This window comes from Roseburia sp. OM04-10BH, from assembly GCF_003462605.1.
Taxonomy (GTDB): Bacteria; Bacillota; Clostridia; order Lachnospirales; family Lachnospiraceae; genus Roseburia_C; species Roseburia_C amylophila.
This window is the reverse complement of record NZ_QTZI01000001.1, coordinates 242,946-263,056: the sequence shown is the minus strand read 5'-3', so window position 1 is coordinate 263,056 and position 20,111 is coordinate 242,946. Positions and strand designations below refer to the sequence as shown.

Below are 20,111 nucleotides of genomic sequence, written 5' to 3'. Positions count from 1 at the left end.
CCTGCTGTTTTGCTTAATGTCTGTTTATGCTTCTTTCGCTTTAATCTGCTCTGTGATTTCCTGCACTTTTTCTTCTGTCAGGATAAATTTCTTACGGAATACCAGCACTGCAATCATTAAGCCGATAATCGGAATTCCTGCCATCGTCATGCGGAGTCCTAAAAGGGAGCTGCCGGATGCAGCAGCTGCGGCTGCTGTTTCTGCAGTATCATTACTTAAGTGGCAGAGATTTAAGCAGATGGAAGCTGCCAGTGCAGCTACTCCGGATGCCAGTTTTACCACAAAGGTCTGCATGGAAAAGATAACGCTCTCATCTCTCCGGTTATTTTTCAGTTCGCCATAGTCCACGGTATTTGCAAGAAATACGGTGGTAAGTACCGTCAGCATTCCAAAGGCTGTAAAGATAAAGAATGCCGGAATAAATAATAACAATAAGTTTGACATATTTGTCAGTGTCAGTATAAATAATACACCATAACCTGCGATTGCCATAACAAAGCTTACATAAAATACCTTCAAGGCACTTAAGAATTTACGCAGCAGTGGGAAGAATATCATCATGGAAATAATCTGGATTCCACCACCAAAAGTATTGAATAAAGTATAGCTGTTATACCACGCGTCCCCGCCAAAATCATATTTGAAGAAATAAATCAAAAGGTTTGAAGTAATATAAAGAGAGCAGTTAATCAGCACTATCGTAATAACAACGGTCATTGCCTGGTCATTCTGTAACAATGCCTTAAACATCTGTCCCACTGACGGAGAGTCCACATTTACGGTGGATTTTTCTTTGATGCTCATACAGGTAATGGTGATAAAAATCACAAATAACACTGCAATGATTAATGCAAACCATTTGAAACCGGCACGTTCATTGCCCTGACCTAATAAAACCACACATTTTACCGTGATAATCGTAATCAGTGCGGAGCCCACGCCTGCACAGGAACGGGCAAGGGTAGAAAGTCCCTCTCTTTCTTTGCCGCCTTCGGTAAATGCCGGAATCATAGACCAGAATGGAATATCCATCATGGTATAGGTAACGCCCCATAACACATAGATTACCGCTGCATAGGCAACCAGTCCGCTGCCATCTAATGCAGGTGGTGCCGCAAACATCAGATATAAGATTACTGCATTGGTTATGGTTCCAATCAGAAGCCACGGACGGAACTTACCCCAGCGGGTTCTCGTCTTGGCTACGATAATTCCCATAACCGGGTCATTGAATGCGTCAAATACTCTTGCTGCCATCAGGATAATTCCCATCGCAATGGCACTGACATTCAAAATATCCTGATAGTAATATAAAATGTAACTTGCAGAAAGCATGTATACCATGTCTTTGCCAACTGCACCAAGGCCATATGCTACTTTTTCTTTTGTTGTTAATCTCATTGTCCTTCTCCTCCTTTTCGTAAGCCCATTGCCAGTTCCACTACCCTGTATGCGCCATCGTAAATCCCTTGTTTCTTATTTTCCATAATTGCTTCACACATATCGGTAAGCAGATGGTCTGAGCTTTGGAATAATTCCAGCATCTGCAAGGTATGTGGAATATCACGGCATTCCAGGGTACCGTCCCCAATCTCTGCGGAATGGATGGCACCCCACTGTTCATGTCCACCCACTCTTTTGATAAAGAGCTTTGGCACCGGATAAAATGCCAGTTCGCTAGGTTTTGTCACCAGTACATCGCAGCTTCGCATCAAAAGATTCGTGCAGTACACTGCTTCAAAAATATTCTTATGGTAGAAGCCATGGACTCCGGTTACTTCCCCATCCAGTGCAGCTTCGGCAAACTGCTTTGTATTCTCCCAGTCATCAAAATGCTCCGTTGCCGCATTTTTAAGTCCCGGAATCTCCTGTAATAATTCTTCCCAGACATTCCGGTAATCTCCCACATTGACATAAAGTGCTGCCCTGCCTTCCCGGATTGCCGGCAGCAGATATCTGATAATAGCCGCAAAAATTTCTCTCTGGGCTCCTGCTCCGCCGATGGTTAATAAGAAACGCATCGGTTTCTTCTCCTGCTTTCTTTTAATTCTAGCTTCGCAGTCTGCTTCAATATTGCTTACCAGCTCATGGTCAATATAATGTCCCGTGTATATAAGATCTTTTTCCGGCATAGGATTTAAGACATCTTTTCCCTGCATGCCATTTAAAATCCGATAGCCCTGATACGCATAATGAGTCTGAACTGTATGAAGGCTTCCTTCGGATAAATGCAATGCCATCGGCCAGTTATCCGGAATCGCATTGACTACATATTTCATGCCGGCATGTATAGCTGCCTGTGCCGGCCACACATGGGTTGCTACCACCGGAATTTCCTTTGGTACATTCCGGTAAACCGGAGCCATAAGCTCTGCATTTTTCTGGTCAGAAGCATTATAGGAAAGCTTCCGGAACCCTTCATAATTCATTGGCTCCCACACCAGTTTATTAAAGAGCTTACTCTTACCAGAAAGTCTAGAACCCAGAGAATACAAATCATTCTGTGCGCCAATGACCTTCGTGCAGGTAGTCCTAGGATAGGAATTTAAGTCCATCCAGTATGGTGTGTAGCCCATGGATTTTGCTGCGGATGCAATTGCCATGGAAATCCGGTAATGTCCAAATCCCATACGGATATTTCCTACGATAATTCCTTTTTCTTTGTCAAATTCCAGTTTCGAAGCCTCTTTCTGCTCCGGCAGCAGCACATCCACAACACCAAGGGAATCTCCGATATGCGCATTTTCTTTTAACACCACCGGATAATCCACCTTGCTGTCATCCCCGAATTTCTTTTGAAACTTCTTCTTACTCTTTACCGCTTTCCGGTATACCTTCTGCGGCATTTTGTTTCCGAAGATTTCTCTTGATTTCTCCTTCATAGATACCCTCCTTATCGTTATACTCCCTTATTCTATTTCAAATGTAATTTCTCTGGTTCCTGCCTGGCGGCTGCTTATCATAAGTTTTCCGCTTCCGGTCTTTCCTATGGTCTTTACATAAGTGCCACCCATACCGCCCTGCAGGCTGATGATGTCCGGTCCGATGAGTTCTAATGCTCCCTCACATTTTAGCTGCACTGGCTCCTGAAAATACGGCAACAGATTTCCATTTTCATCCACTGCCTGTATTCTTACCGCAGCCACATCATAGGTATGCGTTTCTTTTAATTTCTGACTGCTGACCGTAATCTGATACTGCACCTTCTGTACCGGTTCTCTTACTAAAGTTTTGACCACCTTACCATCCTTTATGGCTTCTAACTTATATACCATAGATTGTCCGCCCCAGTCCCCGACATACCTGTTATAAAGTGCAACCGCATCCTCCATCTTCATATGATAAAAAAGCATCAGTTTTGCCGCCAGATAATATGCTCTTTTCGGCAGATGATTCATGCCATAGCGTGCCGCCAGATTCAAAACTTCTTTTACCATTGCAGCCTGTTTCGGTGCGAAATTCTCTCCCTCTTCGATGGCATTTCCAATGTAATCATCAATTGGAACCGGACCATGTTTCAGATTCTTATATGGAGAATCCGTTTTCTTATATTCCTTGATAAACCGGTCATTTTTGTACATTTTAACACTGTCTGCATTGGTAAAAATATAAGTCTCGCCCCGGTTGCAGGCTGGATGTTCTCCAATATCCATCGTTGAACTTAAGGCTAATACCGGTCTTTCTTCCTGCTGGCAGGCATACACATCTGCCGCCATTTTCGGATTACGGAACATGTCTAAGACTCCGTGATAGCAAATTCTGTCTCCACTACCGAAATCTTTATGTGTATTATAATCTGCCATACACCATCCGAAGCTTCCGGCAATGTCCTCTTCTCCTGCTACTGCATCCAGTACACTGGCGTGGCGGAGTGCATGCCACATACGATGTTCTTCCCAGTCGAAGGATTTGGTGGAATACATATGTCCGTTATATTCCGTGATAAGATACGGTTTTTCTATATCGGATGTCACATTCTTCTTATGCTCACAGCCTTTGTTCAGACCATTGTGTACAAAATCATTATAGGTATATACATCCTCCAAAAGACTGCTCTTTTTATGTGCCCGCACGCCACCAGTCTGTCTGGTATCATCTAACTTATGTGCTATTGCATTGGTGCGGCGGTAAAATTCATCGTCATCCTGCGATTCATTAATCCGCACTCCCCAGAGAATAATGGATGGATGGTTGCGGTACTGTATCACCATGTCTTTTACATTTTCCACAGCCTGCACTTTCCATGCTTCATCGCCGATATGCTGCCAGCCCGGAATCTCGGTAAATACCATAAGCCCCAGCTCATCGCACCGGTTTATAAATTCCTGGGACTGCGGATAATGGGATGTCCGCACTGCATTCAGCCCTAACTCTTTCTTTAATACTTCCGCATCCATCCGCTGTATGGAAGCCGGCATGGCATAACCCACATAAGGATAACTCTGGTGACGGTTCAGTCCACGGATTTTAAGCTTCTGCCCATTTAAGTAAAAGCCATCTTTTTGGAATACTGCCCGGCGGAAGCCCACCGTTGTTACGGTCTCATCGATTATGATCCGCCCGGTTTCCATGCCTCCGCCTGCTGCTTCTTTGTCCGTTGCTCCTGCTGCGTCCTTATTTGCCGGATTCCCAGTTACAAGCTGGGTCTTTACTTCATATAACGCCGGATTCTCTACCTCCCATAGGGATACAATTCCTGCCGGAAATACAAGTGTTTTCTTTCCCTCCTGTGCAGGAATTTCAGCAAGCGTTTCCTCTCCAATCAGCCGGTATTCCTCTTCGTCTTTTTTCCTGATGAACTGCCGTAACAACAGGTTTTCTTCGTTTCCTGCCAGCGTGATTTCCGATAGCAGTGTTCCCTTCTTCGTTTCCAGTTCCACCTGTGGTTTTAAAAATACATCTGCAAGATAGCTTTCCTCATTTATCTCAAGGTACACATCCCGGTAAATTCCACCGTAAGTCATATAATCAATGACAAATCCAAAGGGCGGAACATTCAGATTCTCATTGCTGTCCACCCGCACCGCAATGATATTATCTTCCCCATAATGAAGCAGTGCTGAAATATCAATGGTAAATGCCGTATATCCGCAGTGGTGTGCCCCTGCTTTCTTTCCATTTACATAGACTTCACTGTCATGGGCAGCTCCTTCAAAGGTCAGCCGCACTACTTTCCCTTCCCACTCTTTCTTCGCCAAAAGGTGTCTGCGGTAGCCGCTTACCATCTGATACGCATGCTCATCAAAATAGTGAAAGGGCAGTTCCTTTACCGTATGGGGAATCCGCACGCTCTGCATCGCTACTTCGTCATATTCTGCGTTGCTTTGTGCTGCTTCCCATTTCTCACTAAAATACCAGTCATTGTCCAAATAGTATTTTTCTCTCATACCTTTTCCTCGCTCTTTCTACCGGTGTATTTCTATTCATACATCTCTATTTGCGCATATCTATTGCCTCGTGATAATTCCATCCACCAGAATATTCACTACTTCCTCTAATGCCTCACCATAGGAAAGCTTGCTCTGAATCAGGATGTCTCTCTGGAAGAACTGCTCTAAGGAGGCTTCCAGCATCATCTTTAAAACCGGTATGTTGATGCGGCGGATTACGCCTTCCTCCATGCCCTGTTCCAATAACGCAATGGTGGTCTCCCAGCCGGTCTCTAACCGAAGTTCCACCTGATGATAAATTTCCGGAAATTTATCTTTTAATAAATACATCTGCCGGAAATCGATTTCCTTATAGCTCTCCGGCATTACCCCTAGGATTTTCCGTATTTTTTCTAAAGTGCCAAGGCTTTCGTCTGCCATAACTTCCCGTTCACTTTCCTTGATGCAGTCAAACAGATAATCCACCATGGCAAGAAATAACGCCTCTTTATCTGCAAATACCTGATAAATTGTTTTCTTGCTGATACCAAGAATGCGGGCGATATCATCCATGGTAAATTTCAATCCCTTCTGGTTAAATGCCTGCATCGTGCCCTGCAATATTTTCTCTCTCAATTCCATTTTCACTACCCCTGTTCTCTGTGGAAACTACTTTTTGTTTTTCGGTTTCCTTAATTGTAACACCTTGGGATTTCCGTTACAAGAAACTGAATTACCAAAATTGGTTTCCTGAATTTGTGTATTTTGACGAGAAGGGAATTTCAACTACGCAAAATACCATTTATATTTTTTCAATTACAACATAACTTACTTCATTTTGCCCCCATCCTGATGTCTTAACACTCAAATATTAGTAAAAGAGCCAGATACCTTAAAACAAAGATATCTGGCTCTTCATAATTATTTTATTTAATTTTGAATCTCCTCTTACAGGAAGATATACTTACAAATGAATAATACTGCAAGAATATACATCAGCGGAGTGATTTTCTTAGCTTTACCACAGATTAAGTTGATGATAACGTAAGAGATAACACCGATTGCGATACCTTCTGCAATGCTGTACATAAGAGGCATAGCGATTAAGCAAAGGTATGCAGGAGCTGCTTCTGTAACATCGTTGAAGTCAATCTTAACGATTGCAGATACCATAAGGAATCCAACGAAGATTAATGCAGGAGCGGTAGCAAATCCTGGGATTGCTGTAAAGATTGGTGCAAATAAGATTGCAATCAGGAACATGAATCCGGTTACAACAGATGCAAAACCGGTTCTGGCACCTGCACCTACACCAGCAGAACTCTCTACGAAAGTTGTGGTTGTAGAAGTACCAAGAACAGCACCAGCGGATGTTGCGATAGCGTCAGCTAATAACGCATTTTTAACTCTTGGAAGCTTTCCTTCCTTGTCTAACATACCTGCTTTATCAGAAACACCGATTAAGGTTCCGATAGTATCAAACATATCTACAAATAAGAAGGATAATAATACTACGATAAAGTTAACAATACCTACACCGGTAAAGTCAGCTTTGAAACACTGTCCAAAGGTTTCTCCGATTTTGGTGAAGTCTGTCATTGCAAATGTAGGATATAAAGAATAGAATCCAGCTTCTGCATCAATCTGATAGATACCTGCTGCCTGGCAGATCATACCAAGAATCCATGTAGCAAGGATTCCGATAAGGATGGAACCTTTTACATTTTTTACATATAAGATAATGGTAAGAAGTAAACCAATCAGTGCAAGCAAAGCACAGATTCCTTCTGTATGCCAGTTCTCTGTAAATTTAACATAAGATAATAAAGTAGAGCTGTTGTCAACAACAATGTGAGCACCCTGTAAACCGATGAAAGCGATAAACAAACCAATACCGGCACTTACACCTTTTTTCAGTGTAGCAGGAATGGCATTGAAAATTGCCTCACGTACGTTGGTCAGTGAAAGTACGATAAAGATGATACCTTCAATGAACACTGCCATTAATGCGACTCTCCAGTCATAACCCATATTTCCACATACTGTAAATGCGAAATATGCATTCAATCCCATACCAGGAGCTAATGCAAATGGATAATTAGCCATCAAAGCCATTGCAAGTGTTCCGATAAAGGATGCAAGACAGGTTGCAATCAAAACTGCAGTAGGATCCATGCCAGCAGCAGATAACAGGTTCGGGTTAACTGCCAGGATGTAAGCCATTGTCATAAATGTGGTAAGACCTGCAATTACTTCTGTCTTGACGTTAGTGTTGTTCTCTTTGAATTTGAACATTTTCTCTAACATTTTTCTTCCTCCAAATTGTTTTTTATACCTAAAGCCAGCCTCTCTGGCAATAAGTCATGTTAAACTTCTCTTCTGTAAATTATTTTCCTTCATATGTAATTACAGAAGCAACATCATAACCCTTCAAACGCTCTCTTCCCTTTAATCCAGCCAGTTCCATTAAGAAAATGACCTTAACTACTTCTCCGCCAAGCTGCTCTACTAATTTGATAGCAGCTTCAATGGTTCCGCCGGTTGCGATTAAGTCATCTACTAAAACAACCTTCTGCCCCGGTTTGATGGAATCCTTGTGCATCTCAATGGTAGCCTGTCCATACTCTAAATCATAAGACTGTGAAATGGTCTCACATGGTAATTTTCCTTTTTTACGAACCGGTACAAACGGTTTATGCATTTCGTAAGCAATTGGTACTCCGAAAATGAATCCTCTGGATTCTGTACCGGCAACTACATCAAAGTCCACACCATCTAAAAGCTTGATCATGGAATCTATTGCAAGCTGAAGTCCGTCTGCATCCTGCAATACGGAAGTAATATCTCTGAAAATAATTCCCGGCTCTGGAAAATCCGGTATACTTCTTACATATTCTTCTATTTTTTTCATCTTAATACCCTTCTTTCTATTTACTGCCCTCTGTTTTAAAAAACACTTTTTTATTATAAATTTATACTGCCAGAAATACAAGCAATTTTTTATAAAATGTTTCGTTTTTGGTTATAAAATTTTATGAAAAGTTGCTATTTTGTTGCAAATATATTAAGATGTTCTATACGAAAGAAAAGTTCGGAAAGGGGATTTTTTGTGAAAATTCTGATTTTATCCTGCAACACAGGAGAAGGACATAACGCCGCCGGTCATGCCGTGGAAGAAGCAGCTTTAGCAAGGGGACACGAAGTAAATTTCGTTGATGCCATGCAGCTTGGCAAAAGACATACTTCACGCCTTATCAGCGGACTTTATATTGGGATTGTAAAGCATCTGCCGTGGTTTTTCGGTTTCATTTATAAACTGGGAATGCTTATCAGTAACCGCCATTTCAAATCTCCGGTTTACTGGGCAAATGCAAAGCTGGCGAAACCGCTTGCATCCCTCATCGAAGAAGGAACTTATGACATTGTGGTGATGCCGCACCTTTACCCGGCAGAGACCATTACTTATATGAAGAAACACAACATGCTGCCGGTAAAAGCAGTCGCTATCGGAACCGATTATACCTGCATCCCTTTCTGGGAGGAAACCAACTGCGACTACTATGTTATTCCCCATGAGGATTTAGTAGACGAATATATAAAACGTGGTGTTCCAAAGGAAAAATTACTGCCTTACGGTATTCCGGTACGCCACGCCTTTGCCAATCATACACCAAAAGACATTGCCCGCCGCAAATGCCACCTAGATGCTGATTCTCCTACCTTTCTCATTATGAGCGGAAGTATGGGATTTGGAAAACTGGCAGTCTTTGCCATGGCACTTTATAAGCAGTGTAAAAATGACGAACACATTGTAATTATCTGCGGAAACAATAAGAAATTACAGTCAGTTCTCACCAAAGAATTCAGACATTGCCCGCGGGTTCATGTCTTAGGCTACACCAGACATGTTTCCCTTTATATGGATGCCTGTGATGTCATCTTTACCAAACCGGGCGGACTTACCTCCACCGAAACTTTGGTAAAGGGAATTCCAACTATCCATACCGCACCGATTCCAGGCTGCGAAACCGCAAACAGTGCATTTTTCGTAGACCGTGGCATTTCCTATGCCTCTAAATACATGATAGAACAGATTCGCCTTGGAAAGCTACTGATGCGAAGCCATGATTTGCAGGAGGAAATGCATACCGCACAGCTCCGGGAGCAGAAATCCGATGCAGCAGAACGCATTGTAGACCTGTTAGAATCACTGTCTGAAAAATAACGACCGTAACTTTTGACCGAACAAGCGATTGTGAAAGCGTGAGGAGATGATTTGCCCCATAATATTACGCTGATTCACAGGAGGTTATCTTTCTCTACGAAATACCACAGTTCTAATATGCGTGTTTTTCTTTTTGTGATTAAAACAGTCTTTCCAATGTTTGTCAGAATAGCGGCACGGTTCGCCGAAGTGCAGATGCCTGATAAGGGCTGTTAGGGGCACTGGGAATTTCGTCTGGCAACAGGCAACGCTGGTACATGGATGTACCAGCGAGGCACAATTGAACAAGGATGTGAATTTGTGCCGGTTGCCAGATGAACTTGGCATTATATCGAAATTCCCAGTGCCCCTTGCAGGCATTATGCGGCATCTGCCCTCGACGGACAGTACCGCTATTCAGCCAAAGCAACCGGAAAGACAGTTTACATGCAAGAAAAACACGCATTCTAAGAACTGTTGGCATTTCATAGTGCACAAAGATAACTCCCCTGCGAATCCCGTAATATTTTCCAGCAAAATCTATCTCCTTCCGCAATCACCTGTTTATCGAAAAGAAAAGGAGCCTTTATATGAACCAGTCAATTATCACCTGCATCTTTTTTTCCATCGCCGGCTATCTCAGCGGCAGCATACTCTATGCCTACTGGATTCCAAAGATATTATTCCAGAAAGATATCTGTGCATTAAGTCCGGATGGAAATCCCGGCACTGCCAATGCCTTTGTGTACGGCGGATTCCGGGCTGGTATTCTTGCGCTCCTTTTGGAGCTTTTCAAAGGCTTTTTCCCGGTCGTACTCGCCCTACGGACATTGGATATTGACACTCCATACATGATTCCGATTCTGATAGCACCGGTTCTCGGACATGCGTTCCCATTGCAGTTTCATCCGAAAAACAGTAACAAAAAAGGCGGCAAAGCCATTGCCGTCTCCTTTGGTGTACTGCTTGGAATCTTTCCGGTTGTTCTTCCGGTTCTTTTCCTTGCAGCCGCTTATATTCTTTTTTCTGTGGTCTTAATTATCCGGCCACATCTTTTCCGGTCCATTATTACCTTTGGCGTATTCTGCCTTCTGGTCTTTCTCTTTGTGCCGGTTCTCTCCATTGACTTTGCCTGCCTTGGAATTGCACTGCTTGTTATCTATAAGCATCTTTGCGCTTACCAGAATGAGAAACTTTCCATCCGGTTTTTCTTTCAAAAATAGCTTTTTTAAGAGATACCTACCAGGAAATAACTTCGGTTCCCTCTTCGGTTACCAGAACCTGAATCTCCCACTGGGCACTTGGAAGTCCGTCTTCTGTATACACGGTCCAGTTATTTTCATCATCTATGTAGATAGCTTCTTTTCCCATATTTACCATTGGCTCAATCGTAAACATCATGCCCGGAACTAAGAGCATCTCGGTTCCTCTCTTGCTGTGATAGCCAACCCATGGCTCTTCGTGGAATTCTTTTCCAACACCATGTCCACCGATTTCTCTTACGATAGTATAGCCATTTTCATAAGCATGGTCATGCACTGCCTGTCCCATATCTCCTAAAAAGCCCCATGGTTTTACCGCTTTTAAGCCTTCTTCCACACATTCTTTCGTTACCTGGACAAGACGCTTCTTTTCTTCACTGACATCTCCAATCAGAAACATTCTGGAGGAATCAGAAAAATATCCATCTAATATTGTGGAAACATCCACATTAATGATATCGCCATCCTTTAAAATAATATCCTCCGATGGAATACCATGGCATACTTCTTCATTAATTGATGTACAGACGCTCTTCGGAAATCCTTGATAATTAAGCGGTGCCGGGATTCCACCCATGGCTGTTGTTTTCTCATATACCATACGGTCAATTTCTTCTGTACTCATGCCGGCTTTGATATGCTCAGCCACATAATCCAGTACTGCCACATTAATTTTGGCACTTTCCCTGATACCTTCGATATCCTTCGGTGTCTTAATCAAATCATGGGTTGGCACAATACAGCCTGCCTCACGATACTTTTCAATCTTTTCATCAAATGACTGATGGCATGTCTTATACTTTCTTCCACTGCCACACCAGCAGGGATCATTTCTACCTATTTTTACAGACATTTCTAATTCCTTCCATTCTAATGATTCAATATGATATTCCCAAAATCCACTCTGTCCCAGAGCTTCTCATTCAGTTTATACTTATGCTCTTTTAAAATCTGCTCATATGGCTCTGCCCCGGCACTGTAACCGTCAAAATCACTGTTATTCTCTGCTGCTATCTGATTCTGATATTTCTGTGCCAATGCAGCTTTCTCTAACTGACGATCTATCTCTGCTTTATCAACGCCCAGTCTTTCCTGCTGTTCCTCTGTCATATCCGTCCAGAAATCCTCCTGACGGCTACGAAGCTGTTCTTCTTCTTTTTCATCCAGCGTCAGTTTCTCTGCCATTGCCTGCCGGTAAAAGATTTCATCATGTACTGCCATTTCGATGACATGGGTCTTTGCTACTTCTTTTACAAACCTTCCACTGGTATGAAGATTCCAATATTTATTCGTATCATAATAATCATAGGCTGCTGCCTCATCTTCTACCTTCAGTTCCTCATAAGCGATATACATTGCCAGATCCCCAAGCTGCAGTTTTTCTCCATCTACTGTCAGGATATCTTCGGAAAGATACTCCCTGTATACAATCTTCCCCCTTCGTCCGGAAACAAAGAGACTGATTAATAACAGTACCAGTAGAATCAGTATTGTAATGAACCATATGCGCTTCTTCTGTGATTTATTTTCACTCATAGACTATCCTATTTGCAAAGCTCTGCTACAACCTGTCCGATTAATTTTCCATCTGCCTTGCCTTTTAACTCCGGCATAACTGTTTTCATAATCTGACCTTTATTTTTTGTTGCAATGACATCTGCAAATTTTTCTGTCAGAATCTTACGTACTTCTTCCTCAGAAAGCATTGCCGGTGCATATTCGCTCATAATGTCATAACGCTGCTGATATTCCGCAAGTAAATCTGTTCTTTCTGCCGGACAGGAATCAATCTGTTCTTTTACGGTCTTCATTTCTTTTAAAATCACACGGTTTACTAATTCTTCTTTTATGTCATCACGACAGCCTTCATCAATTGCTGTTTTCTTCACTGCAGAAACCAGCGAAGAAATTGCATCTTTTCTTGGTTTATCTTTTGCCTTCATTGCTGCTATCATTTCTTTTTGTAACTGTTCTATCTGCATTTCTTATTCCTCCTAAAATATTTTCTACTTTTTCATTATACGCAACTTGAAAGATTTTACAAGTTCTTAAAAACCCGCAGTAGTTTACTTACTGCGGGGAATTTTTATCATTTCTCTTCTTTATTGATAACTTTTTACAATACACGCCGGACAGATATAATGCTTCGATAAGTTGCTGAGCCTGTCTTAATGCCGGTAGACGGTGAACTTGCATGGACAATCTGCCCTCCGCCCATATAAATTGCCACATGACCGGCATAGCAGACAATGTCACCTGGCTGGGCATTCTCATAGCTTACTTCACTTCCTGCCCGCTGTAATGCTACCGAACTGTGAGGCAGGCTGATTCCAAAGTTTGCATAGACACTTTTAATGAATCCGGAACAATCCGCTCCATTGGTGAGACTCTCGCCGCCCCATACATACGGGTTTCCAATAAACTGACAGGCATAAGATACTACATCGCTTCCACTTACTGATGTACTAAAAGGAGGATTCAATCCACCTCCCCCTGTACTGCCACCAGTAGTGCTGTCACCTCCGGTATTGCTGCCATTATTATTGTTAGCAGTTGTTGTATTATTGCCTTTATTATTATTCTGAGCAGCGGCAGCTGCTGCAGCTGCCTGCTCCTGTCTTATGATTTCATTCTGCTCATCAACAGTAGCTTTATACTGGGCTGCAAGACTCTGGGCTGATGCAAGCTGGGTATCAAAATCAGACATCTGAGACTGTTTCTCTGCAATCATGCTTTCATAAGAAGCCTGCTGTTCCTGATAAGACTGCTGCACTTCCTCTAACTCTGCCTTCTCTGTCTCCACCTGACTCTTAAGGTCAGCTACCTGCTGCACTGTCTCCTGATACTGCGTCAGAAGATTTCTGTCATAATCATAAATCTGCTGGGCATATTCCAGACGATTCAGTAAATCGGAGAAATCTGTTGCGCCCACCAGTGCCTCAATATAACTGTCATCCCCATTCTCATACATATATACAATACGCTTTTTCATAGCATCGTACTGGTTCTGTTCATCTTCCTGTGCCTGTGCAAGCTGTGCTGTCACATTATCCAGTTCAGTCTGCTTATCCGAAAGTTCCCCTTCCAGAATATCTAAGTTCATAATAATATTTACCAGATCTGCATCCAGTGCATCAATCTGGGACTGCAGTTCCTGCTGCTGGCTCTGTATATTCTCTATATCCGCATTGGCATTATCCAATGCGGTCTGTGCTTCACTCTTCTTGTTTTTAGCCTTTGAAAGAGCGCTTGCTGACGCACTTTGAAAACATGAAATTCCAAGAATTGCTACCAGTCCTGCTGCAACCAACCGCATTTTCCACATATGTTTTTTTCTGTGCATATTTCTGCTCCTTCCACTTTTGTATATTTCCTATCATCTTAGTATAACATCATGATACCATCTTTACAATTAACAATTTATCGCCTTTTTGAATTTCTTCACTCTTTAAGTCGTTGGTTTCCATTAACTGGGAAATAGTCGTATGATTTGCCTTGGCAATTTTCCAGAGACTGTCCCCCTCTCTTACAATATATCCGGTAATTCCTGGCTGTCTCTGTAATTCTTCCATATCCCGTTCTGTAATTCTGATTTCATCCATTTTCTGGATGTTCTCCTGTGAAAATGCAATCAGATTCAGATTCAGTACTGCCTTTACCTCAATCTGGGTATTGTCTAAAAGAATCGCTGACAACTGCTCGATTCCCGCTTCCAGTTCATAGTTCATATCGTCTGTCATTTCCGGGACTTCAATCAGCTGTTCAAAAGGAAATGTCTCCCGGCAGGTTCCAATCGGCATGGCATCGTCCGTGGTTACATAAAGGATTTCCACATTCAGGCTTCCTTCCACTTTAAGACCGTCTGCCTGTGGCTCCACATGGTCAATAAATGCCATTCCTTCGCAGGAACAAATCTGCAGGATATTCTCCTGATTCTTCTTTAAATTCATGTGGTCTGTCAACCGGCATTTTGCATAATTCTTTGCCAGCAGCCTGCTCATGGTAACTTCTTCATAAGCTGGTGTCATCTCTTCCCGCAGCGAATATACGTCCTCTACCACATCTGTCTCTGTTTCCTTCCAGATACAGATATCTAATTCTAACGTCATATCCAGATTGATTTTCCGGTCTTCTCCATCATAATCCGGTCTGACCTCTACTTCCACACTGGCAGGTGTTACCTGAATCCGATAGATTTTTTCCTCACTGCATCCCTCGCAGGCAAGTTCTCCATTCAGTGGTATCGTCTCTTCTATCCATTCTAACCGGCGTTCTTCTTTCTGGGCATAATATAGCAAAAACAGTCTTATTTCTCCGGTAAGCTGGATTTTTTCTTCTCGTAACCTCGTTTCCACACCCCGAAGCTGCACACTTTTCCATAAAATCTGTTCTACATCTGGCTTGCTCTGGGGCAACTCTATTTCCTGTTTCAACCGGTAATTATCTTTCTTACAGGTTTCTAATTCCAGAATATTATGCCTGTTCTGAAGGATTTCCAACGGATGTTCCATGGCTACTCCCGTAATCAGTTCCGTCTCCTTGCGCATCCGCATTTCTGCCTTCAGCATCACCAGTGCACGAACACTTAATTTTCTGGAATTAATAATCCCGATATTAATGTCTTCCAGTTCTGCTGTGACGTCCGCCGGATCTAATTCATTCACTCCATCCATACTGATGGTTTCTTCAAATGGAATCTGTCCCCGCAGGCAGTCTAATTTATGCTCCTCCATATCGCTGCGGTAGAGCACATGAAAGATAAGATTCCCCTTCACATAAATACGTCCTTCTTTTACCTGTATCTCATCAAAGCGGATTTCACCTTTTTCTTTCAGTACTTTTACAATATCCGGCCGGTAATCCGGTAGATTGTAATCATCATCCAGAGTAATCTGACTCATGGCACTGGCTTTTTCATAATTCATATGTATGTTCTGTTTCTTTATTTCCACTAAAAAAATCCCCTTCCTGAATGTTATTTCATTTTATTCAGGAAAAAGGGACTTTATTCTTCTAACATAATTTCATTCGAATATCTCTTGTGATGATATCTGTATAACTGAAAGATAATAACTGTGGCGGATTGCCTTCTCTTTCATCATCTACAAGAATCGTGAATACACTCGGATAAGCATTCTGTATTACACCACGCTGTACATCTACTTTATTACGACCTCTGTCCAGTTGAATCATTACACTGCTACCGCACTGCTGATGCACGGATGCCCGGACTCTGTTAATATCTGCTCTCTGCATATACCAGTTCCTCCTTTTTTATCCACGCTCTTTAGTATATCACCGTGTTAAAATGCTGTCAAAGGGAAAAAAGTACCATTTTTTCACTCAAACACCACGTTCTTGTCACATTTTGTCACCTCAACCACAATATATGGGAAACTTGGTGCCTTTGCCACCGTCTCATTCTCCCACGGGCCAATCAGCGTTGTAACAAAACAAAGGGCATTCTGAGTCAGATAAACATCTTTTACGGAAATGCTGTAGCCTCCCGTTTCCTTCTCTCCATAACCCCTTGCAATATAGAGTTTTCCGTTATCTTCATAAGTCAGCTTGAAATCCATTTCCTTTCGTTCTTCAATTTCCTGCTTCAATTCTTCCGGCACTGCTTCCTCTTCTAACACGGTAAATTCCACGTCTTCTATTTTACTGCCATTGGTATCTTCGATACCGCAGCCTGCTGCTGCCAGTCCAATCCATGCTACCGCAAGCAGACCGATGACACTCCGGACAGCTTTCCTTGCTTCTATTGTTTTCCGTTTCACTTTCTTCTCCCTGTTTTTATTCTTTTCATTCTATTCCAAAATCCGGATTATCATGTTGTAATTCTTAAGCTTTACCGCTATAATAGGGAAAGAAATCAGTATTTTGTTTTTGAAATTTATATCCAGAAAGGAATTCTATCTCTATGATACGAGCAATTCTTGCACTTTTATTTGCTGTTCTTTACCTGATTCTTGGTATTCCAGTTCTCTTTGTAGAATGGATTATCCGTAAATGCAACCGCCATGCCGCCGATATCAGCAGTCTTCGCATGGTGCAGTGGGCATTCCGTGTGATTATGTTTATCTGTGGCGTTAAGCTGACTGTAATTGGGGAAGAAAATGTTCCAAAAGATGTTCCGGTTCTTTATATCGGAAATCATAGAAGTTATTTTGACATTATTATCACTTATTCCAGATGTCCGAGACTCACCGGTTACATTGCCAAAGACACCATGGGAAAAGTTCCTCTTTTAAACATCTGGATGAAGCGGCTCTACTGCCTCTTCTTAGACCGTACCGATATGAAGAAGGGCTTAAAAACCATCCTGACCGGTATCGACCAGATTAAAGCCGGCATTTCCATGTGTATCTTCCCGGAAGGTACCAGAAACAAGACTGAGGACGAAATGCTTCCTTTCAAAGCCGGAAGCCTAAAGCTCTCTGAGAAAACCGGATGTCCGATTGTTCCTATGGCAATCACCAATTCTGCTGATATTCTGGAAAATCATTTTCCAAAGGTAAAACCTACCCATGTTATCCTGCAGTATGGTACTCCGATTTATTTAGATCAGCTTTCTGCTGATGACCGCAAATATCTTGCTACCTATACACAGAATACGGTACATGAGCTGCTGGCAGATAACCGGAAATATCTTTAAACCGCAAATATTGATAAAAAAGGAACTGTAGCTTTGATGACTATACTTCAAAGTTACAGTTTCTTTTTTCATTTTTCTATATTATTATCAAACACTTCCTGTATTTACCATTAAAAAAAACATTTTCTTATGCTTCGGTTAATGCTGCCACCACTTTCGGGAATTCCATAAAATGGGATGCCTTGACTAAAACAGTATCTCCTTCTTTTACGGTAGCAAGAAGTTCTTCTGTCATCTCCTCACGGGTTGCATAGTGTTTTACGGTCAGAGCCGGATTCTGTTTCTTCGCTCCTTCTGCCAATTTCCCGGATAATGTTCCAACACAGAATAACAAATCAATTGGCAGTGTTCCGGCATAGGTTCCCACTTCATAATGAAGCTGTTTTTCATCCTCGCCTAATTCACCCATATCTCCAAGAACCGCTATCTTTCGTCCCCCTGCCTTAGACAGGACATCCAAAGATGCCTTCATGGAAACCGGATTCGCATTGTAGCAGTCATCAATAACCGTCATGCCCTTTGTGTGAATCAGATTAGTTCTTCCGCTGATGGTGGAAGCAGCTGCAATTCCACATTTAATTTCATCCATGGAAAGGCCTAACTGTTCTGCCACGCAGGTTGCTGCCAGTGCATTATATACATTATGTTCTCCCGGAATTGGAATAAATACTTCCATGTCTCCCTGTGGAGTGTGGAATTCTGCTGTCATTCCTTCTAAGCCATGCTCTGTAACTGCATCTGCACAGAAAGAAGTCTCGCAGAGATTCCTTCCCTTGATTCCATAAAATACAGGCTTTCTTCCTGCCACCTGCTCTACAGTTGAAAGTTTGTCATCATCTCCATTTAATATCACAACACCATCCGGTTTCAAATGGGCAAAGCTTTCTGTCTTTGCTTTTAAGATTCCATCTCTGGTTTTCAAATTCTCCAGATGACATAAACCGATATTGGTAATAACCATAATATCCGGCTGCGCCATATCTGCCAGTTCATGCATCTCGCCAAATTCAGAAATTCCCATTTCCAGAACTGCAACCTGATGCTCTTTTTCAATCTGAAAAATAGTCAGTGGCAGACCAATTCCATTATTAAAATTCCCCTGTGTCTTATGTACCCGGAATTTTGTGTCCAGTACAGATGCAATCATTTCTTTGGTACTGGTCTTTCCAACACTTCCGGTAATTCCCACTACTTTAATGTCAAGGGTATTCCGATAGAAACGTGCCAGACGCTTCATGGCAGTTACGGTATCTTCCACCAGAATATAAGCTCCATCTACATCAAGACTCTGCTGGGACAGTGCATATGCTCCTTTTTTTAATACATCCGGAATAAATTTGTGACCATCGACCTTTTCTCCCGGAATGGCAACAAATAAATCTCCCGCCTTTACTCTCCGGCTGTCAATCTCTACTCCGGTTACGGTATATTCTTTTGCTTCATTCCCACCTATTAATGTTCCACCGCAGGCTTCTGCAATCTGTGCTAATGTCAGTTCCTTCATATCTGCCTTCTCTGCCCTTTCTTATGCTCCGTATTTCTCCATGGAAATATCAACCAGCTGCTGGCATAACTCTTCGAAGTTTACTCCTTCTACCTTGGCTTCCTGCGGCAGTAAGCTGGTTGCTGTCATACCAGGCAATGTATTTGCCTCTAAGCAGTATACTTCATCTTTTGCATTGACTAAGAAGTCGATTCTGGAATAGGTGTCCAGGCCTAACGCTTCCGCAACTTTTACTGCATGCTTCTGCATCTCTTTTGCCACACTGTCTTTAATATCTGCCGGACAGGTTTCCACTGTGCTTCCAGCCTTATACTTATTTTTATAATCGTAAAATCCTTCTTTTGGTGCAATCTCGATAACCGGCAATGCTCTTCCTTTGATGACACCTACTGAAAATTCTCTTCCCTCTACATACTCTTCAATTAAGATTTCATCTTCCCAGAAAAATGCATCATCCAATGCTTTTGTAAAATTGCTTTCTTCTTTTACAATGGAAACCCCAATACTGGAACCACCGCAACATGGCTTTACCACGCAAGGCAACGTAATTCCGATTTCAGCCAGGCTGTCTTTTCTGTCCTTTTTCTTCATATAAATGCCCTTCGGACAAGGGATTCCATTGGCTTCAAAAAACTGCTTTGCCATATTTTTATTCATGGCAATCGCACTGCTTAAATAGCCGCTTCCGGTATAACGGATTCCAAACAAATCAAAGGCTGCCTGAATCTTACCATTCTCTCCGTTTTCTCCATGTAATGCCATAAATACAATATCTGCCATACGGCACATTGCGATTACATTCGGTCCAAAGAAGCAGGCAGACTGGTCTTTTCTACTCTTTCTTACCTTATCAAGATCCGGAGCCGTCTCCGGTATATCCGTTACTTTTACACTTGCTTCTTCTGAATGTTCAAAAATTCCAGTAATATCCTGTTCTTCTTCTCCATATCCCATAAACACATCCAGAAGAATAACCTGATGTCCATTCTTCCGCAATGCCTTTGTTACCATATCTCCTGTTTTAAAAGACACATCACGCTCTGTGCTCAAGCCGCCTGCCAAAACTACGATATTCATTCTCTAATGCCCTTCTTTCTTTCAGATTCAAATATGT

18 protein-coding genes are annotated in these 20,111 nt (G+C 42.2%); 3 read left to right on the top strand and 15 right to left on the bottom strand.

Annotated features, from left to right (window positions below):
• Positions 1-24 precede the first annotated feature (24 nt).
• From DXB43_RS01195 to DXB43_RS01170, 6 genes are all read right to left on the bottom strand, one after another.
• Positions 25-1,401 (bottom strand): glycoside-pentoside-hexuronide (GPH):cation symporter, encoded by a 1,377-nt coding sequence (locus tag DXB43_RS01195; protein WP_117946219.1) that lies wholly within the window; start codon positions 1,399-1,401, stop codon positions 25-27.
• The gene (locus DXB43_RS01190; RefSeq protein WP_117946217.1) at positions 1,398-2,882 is read right to left on the bottom strand and encodes a DUF6937 domain-containing protein; all 1,485 of its coding nucleotides are present in this window, start codon (positions 2,880-2,882) and stop codon (positions 1,398-1,400) included. The genes DXB43_RS01195 and DXB43_RS01190 overlap by 4 nt, the downstream gene beginning before the upstream one ends.
• A 27-nt stretch (positions 2,883-2,909) precedes the next feature.
• On the bottom strand, positions 2,910-5,387 hold the full coding sequence (locus DXB43_RS01185) for a glycoside hydrolase family 2 protein (RefSeq protein ID WP_117946215.1): 2,478 nt from the start codon (positions 5,385-5,387) through the stop codon (positions 2,910-2,912).
• A 60-nt stretch (positions 5,388-5,447) separates the two neighbouring features.
• Positions 5,448-6,011 carry a TetR/AcrR family transcriptional regulator gene (locus tag DXB43_RS01180; RefSeq protein ID WP_117841322.1) on the bottom strand — a complete coding sequence of 188 codons (564 nt, stop codon included), beginning with the start codon at positions 6,009-6,011 and terminating at the stop codon, positions 5,448-5,450.
• 306 nt (positions 6,012-6,317) lie between these two features.
• Positions 6,318-7,676, bottom strand: coding sequence for an NCS2 family permease (locus DXB43_RS01175; protein ID WP_022244187.1), 1,359 nt, complete (start codon positions 7,674-7,676; stop codon positions 6,318-6,320).
• 79 nt (positions 7,677-7,755) lie between these two features.
• A complete protein-coding gene (locus DXB43_RS01170) occupies positions 7,756-8,280 on the bottom strand; it encodes an adenine phosphoribosyltransferase (protein ID WP_022244188.1) in 525 nt (174 codons plus the stop codon).
• A gap of 198 nt (positions 8,281-8,478) precedes the next feature.
• Between DXB43_RS01170 and DXB43_RS01165 the strand changes: the two genes are divergently transcribed.
• Positions 8,479-9,594: an MGDG synthase family glycosyltransferase gene (locus DXB43_RS01165; RefSeq protein ID WP_117946213.1), complete on the top strand. Its 1,116-nt coding sequence runs from the start codon at positions 8,479-8,481 to the stop codon at positions 9,592-9,594.
• A 569-nt stretch (positions 9,595-10,163) separates the two neighbouring features.
• Positions 10,164-10,796 (top strand): glycerol-3-phosphate acyltransferase, encoded by a 633-nt coding sequence (locus DXB43_RS01160; RefSeq protein ID WP_117841326.1) that lies wholly within the window; start codon positions 10,164-10,166, stop codon positions 10,794-10,796.
• 16 nt (positions 10,797-10,812) lie between these two features.
• Here DXB43_RS01160 and DXB43_RS01155 read toward each other — a convergent pair whose 3' ends face one another.
• The 7 genes from DXB43_RS01155 to DXB43_RS01125 form a co-directional block, all read right to left on the bottom strand.
• Positions 10,813-11,688: a methionyl aminopeptidase gene (locus DXB43_RS01155; RefSeq protein WP_022244192.1), complete on the bottom strand. Its 876-nt coding sequence runs from the start codon at positions 11,686-11,688 to the stop codon at positions 10,813-10,815.
• Between the two features lie 17 nt (positions 11,689-11,705).
• Positions 11,706-12,371 (bottom strand): hypothetical protein, encoded by a 666-nt coding sequence (locus DXB43_RS01150; RefSeq protein WP_022244193.1) that lies wholly within the window; start codon positions 12,369-12,371, stop codon positions 11,706-11,708.
• 8 nt (positions 12,372-12,379) lie between these two features.
• Positions 12,380-12,817 (bottom strand): GatB/YqeY domain-containing protein, encoded by a 438-nt coding sequence (locus tag DXB43_RS01145; RefSeq protein ID WP_022244194.1) that lies wholly within the window; start codon positions 12,815-12,817, stop codon positions 12,380-12,382.
• A 134-nt stretch (positions 12,818-12,951) separates the two neighbouring features.
• Positions 12,952-14,178 (bottom strand): C40 family peptidase, encoded by a 1,227-nt coding sequence (locus DXB43_RS01140; RefSeq protein WP_022244195.1) that lies wholly within the window; start codon positions 14,176-14,178, stop codon positions 12,952-12,954.
• A gap of 49 nt (positions 14,179-14,227) precedes the next feature.
• A complete protein-coding gene (locus DXB43_RS01135) occupies positions 14,228-15,787 on the bottom strand; it encodes a DUF3794 and LysM peptidoglycan-binding domain-containing protein (RefSeq protein ID WP_117946211.1) in 1,560 nt (519 codons plus the stop codon).
• Between the two features lie 61 nt (positions 15,788-15,848).
• The gene (locus tag DXB43_RS01130) at positions 15,849-16,091 is read right to left on the bottom strand and encodes a Veg family protein (RefSeq protein WP_022244197.1); all 243 of its coding nucleotides are present in this window, start codon (positions 16,089-16,091) and stop codon (positions 15,849-15,851) included.
• A gap of 83 nt (positions 16,092-16,174) precedes the next feature.
• The gene (locus DXB43_RS01125; protein WP_243006616.1) at positions 16,175-16,615 is read right to left on the bottom strand and encodes a protease complex subunit PrcB family protein; all 441 of its coding nucleotides are present in this window, start codon (positions 16,613-16,615) and stop codon (positions 16,175-16,177) included.
• A gap of 143 nt (positions 16,616-16,758) precedes the next feature.
• Between DXB43_RS01125 and DXB43_RS01120 the strand changes: the two genes are divergently transcribed.
• Positions 16,759-17,493, top strand: coding sequence for a lysophospholipid acyltransferase family protein (locus DXB43_RS01120; protein WP_117946209.1), 735 nt, complete (start codon positions 16,759-16,761; stop codon positions 17,491-17,493).
• Between the two features lie 127 nt (positions 17,494-17,620).
• Here the strand turns inward: DXB43_RS01120 and DXB43_RS01115 are convergent, their stop codons facing one another.
• A complete protein-coding gene (locus DXB43_RS01115) occupies positions 17,621-18,997 on the bottom strand; it encodes a UDP-N-acetylmuramoyl-tripeptide--D-alanyl-D-alanine ligase (protein ID WP_117946207.1) in 1,377 nt (458 codons plus the stop codon).
• A gap of 21 nt (positions 18,998-19,018) precedes the next feature.
• On the bottom strand, positions 19,019-20,074 hold the full coding sequence (locus DXB43_RS01110; protein WP_117946205.1) for a D-alanine--D-alanine ligase family protein: 1,056 nt from the start codon (positions 20,072-20,074) through the stop codon (positions 19,019-19,021).
• Positions 20,075-20,111 lie beyond the last annotated feature (37 nt).

Coding starts and splice junctions, on each gene's coding strand:
- DXB43_RS01195 (WP_117946219.1), bottom strand. CDS start 1,401: ATGAGATTAACAACAAAAGAAAAAGTAGCATATGGCCTTGGTGCAGTT.
- DXB43_RS01190 (WP_117946217.1), bottom strand. CDS start 2,882: ATGAAGGAGAAATCAAGAGAAATCTTCGGAAACAAAATGCCGCAGAAG.
- DXB43_RS01185 (WP_117946215.1), bottom strand. CDS start 5,387: ATGAGAGAAAAATACTATTTGGACAATGACTGGTATTTTAGTGAGAAA.
- DXB43_RS01180 (WP_117841322.1), bottom strand. CDS start 6,011: ATGGAATTGAGAGAGAAAATATTGCAGGGCACGATGCAGGCATTTAAC.
- DXB43_RS01175 (WP_022244187.1), bottom strand. CDS start 7,676: ATGTTAGAGAAAATGTTCAAATTCAAAGAGAACAACACTAACGTCAAG.
- DXB43_RS01170 (WP_022244188.1), bottom strand. CDS start 8,280: ATGAAAAAAATAGAAGAATATGTAAGAAGTATACCGGATTTTCCAGAG.
- DXB43_RS01160 (WP_117841326.1), top strand. CDS start 10,164: ATGAACCAGTCAATTATCACCTGCATCTTTTTTTCCATCGCCGGCTAT.
- DXB43_RS01155 (WP_022244192.1), bottom strand. CDS start 11,688: ATGTCTGTAAAAATAGGTAGAAATGATCCCTGCTGGTGTGGCAGTGGA.
- DXB43_RS01150 (WP_022244193.1), bottom strand. CDS start 12,371: ATGAGTGAAAATAAATCACAGAAGAAGCGCATATGGTTCATTACAATA.
- DXB43_RS01145 (WP_022244194.1), bottom strand. CDS start 12,817: ATGCAGATAGAACAGTTACAAAAAGAAATGATAGCAGCAATGAAGGCA.
- DXB43_RS01140 (WP_022244195.1), bottom strand. CDS start 14,178: ATGCACAGAAAAAAACATATGTGGAAAATGCGGTTGGTTGCAGCAGGA.
- DXB43_RS01130 (WP_022244197.1), bottom strand. CDS start 16,091: ATGCAGAGAGCAGATATTAACAGAGTCCGGGCATCCGTGCATCAGCAG.
- DXB43_RS01120 (WP_117946209.1), top strand. CDS start 16,759: ATGATACGAGCAATTCTTGCACTTTTATTTGCTGTTCTTTACCTGATT.
- DXB43_RS01115 (WP_117946207.1), bottom strand. CDS start 18,997: ATGAAGGAACTGACATTAGCACAGATTGCAGAAGCCTGCGGTGGAACA.
- DXB43_RS01110 (WP_117946205.1), bottom strand. CDS start 20,074: ATGAATATCGTAGTTTTGGCAGGCGGCTTGAGCACAGAGCGTGATGTG.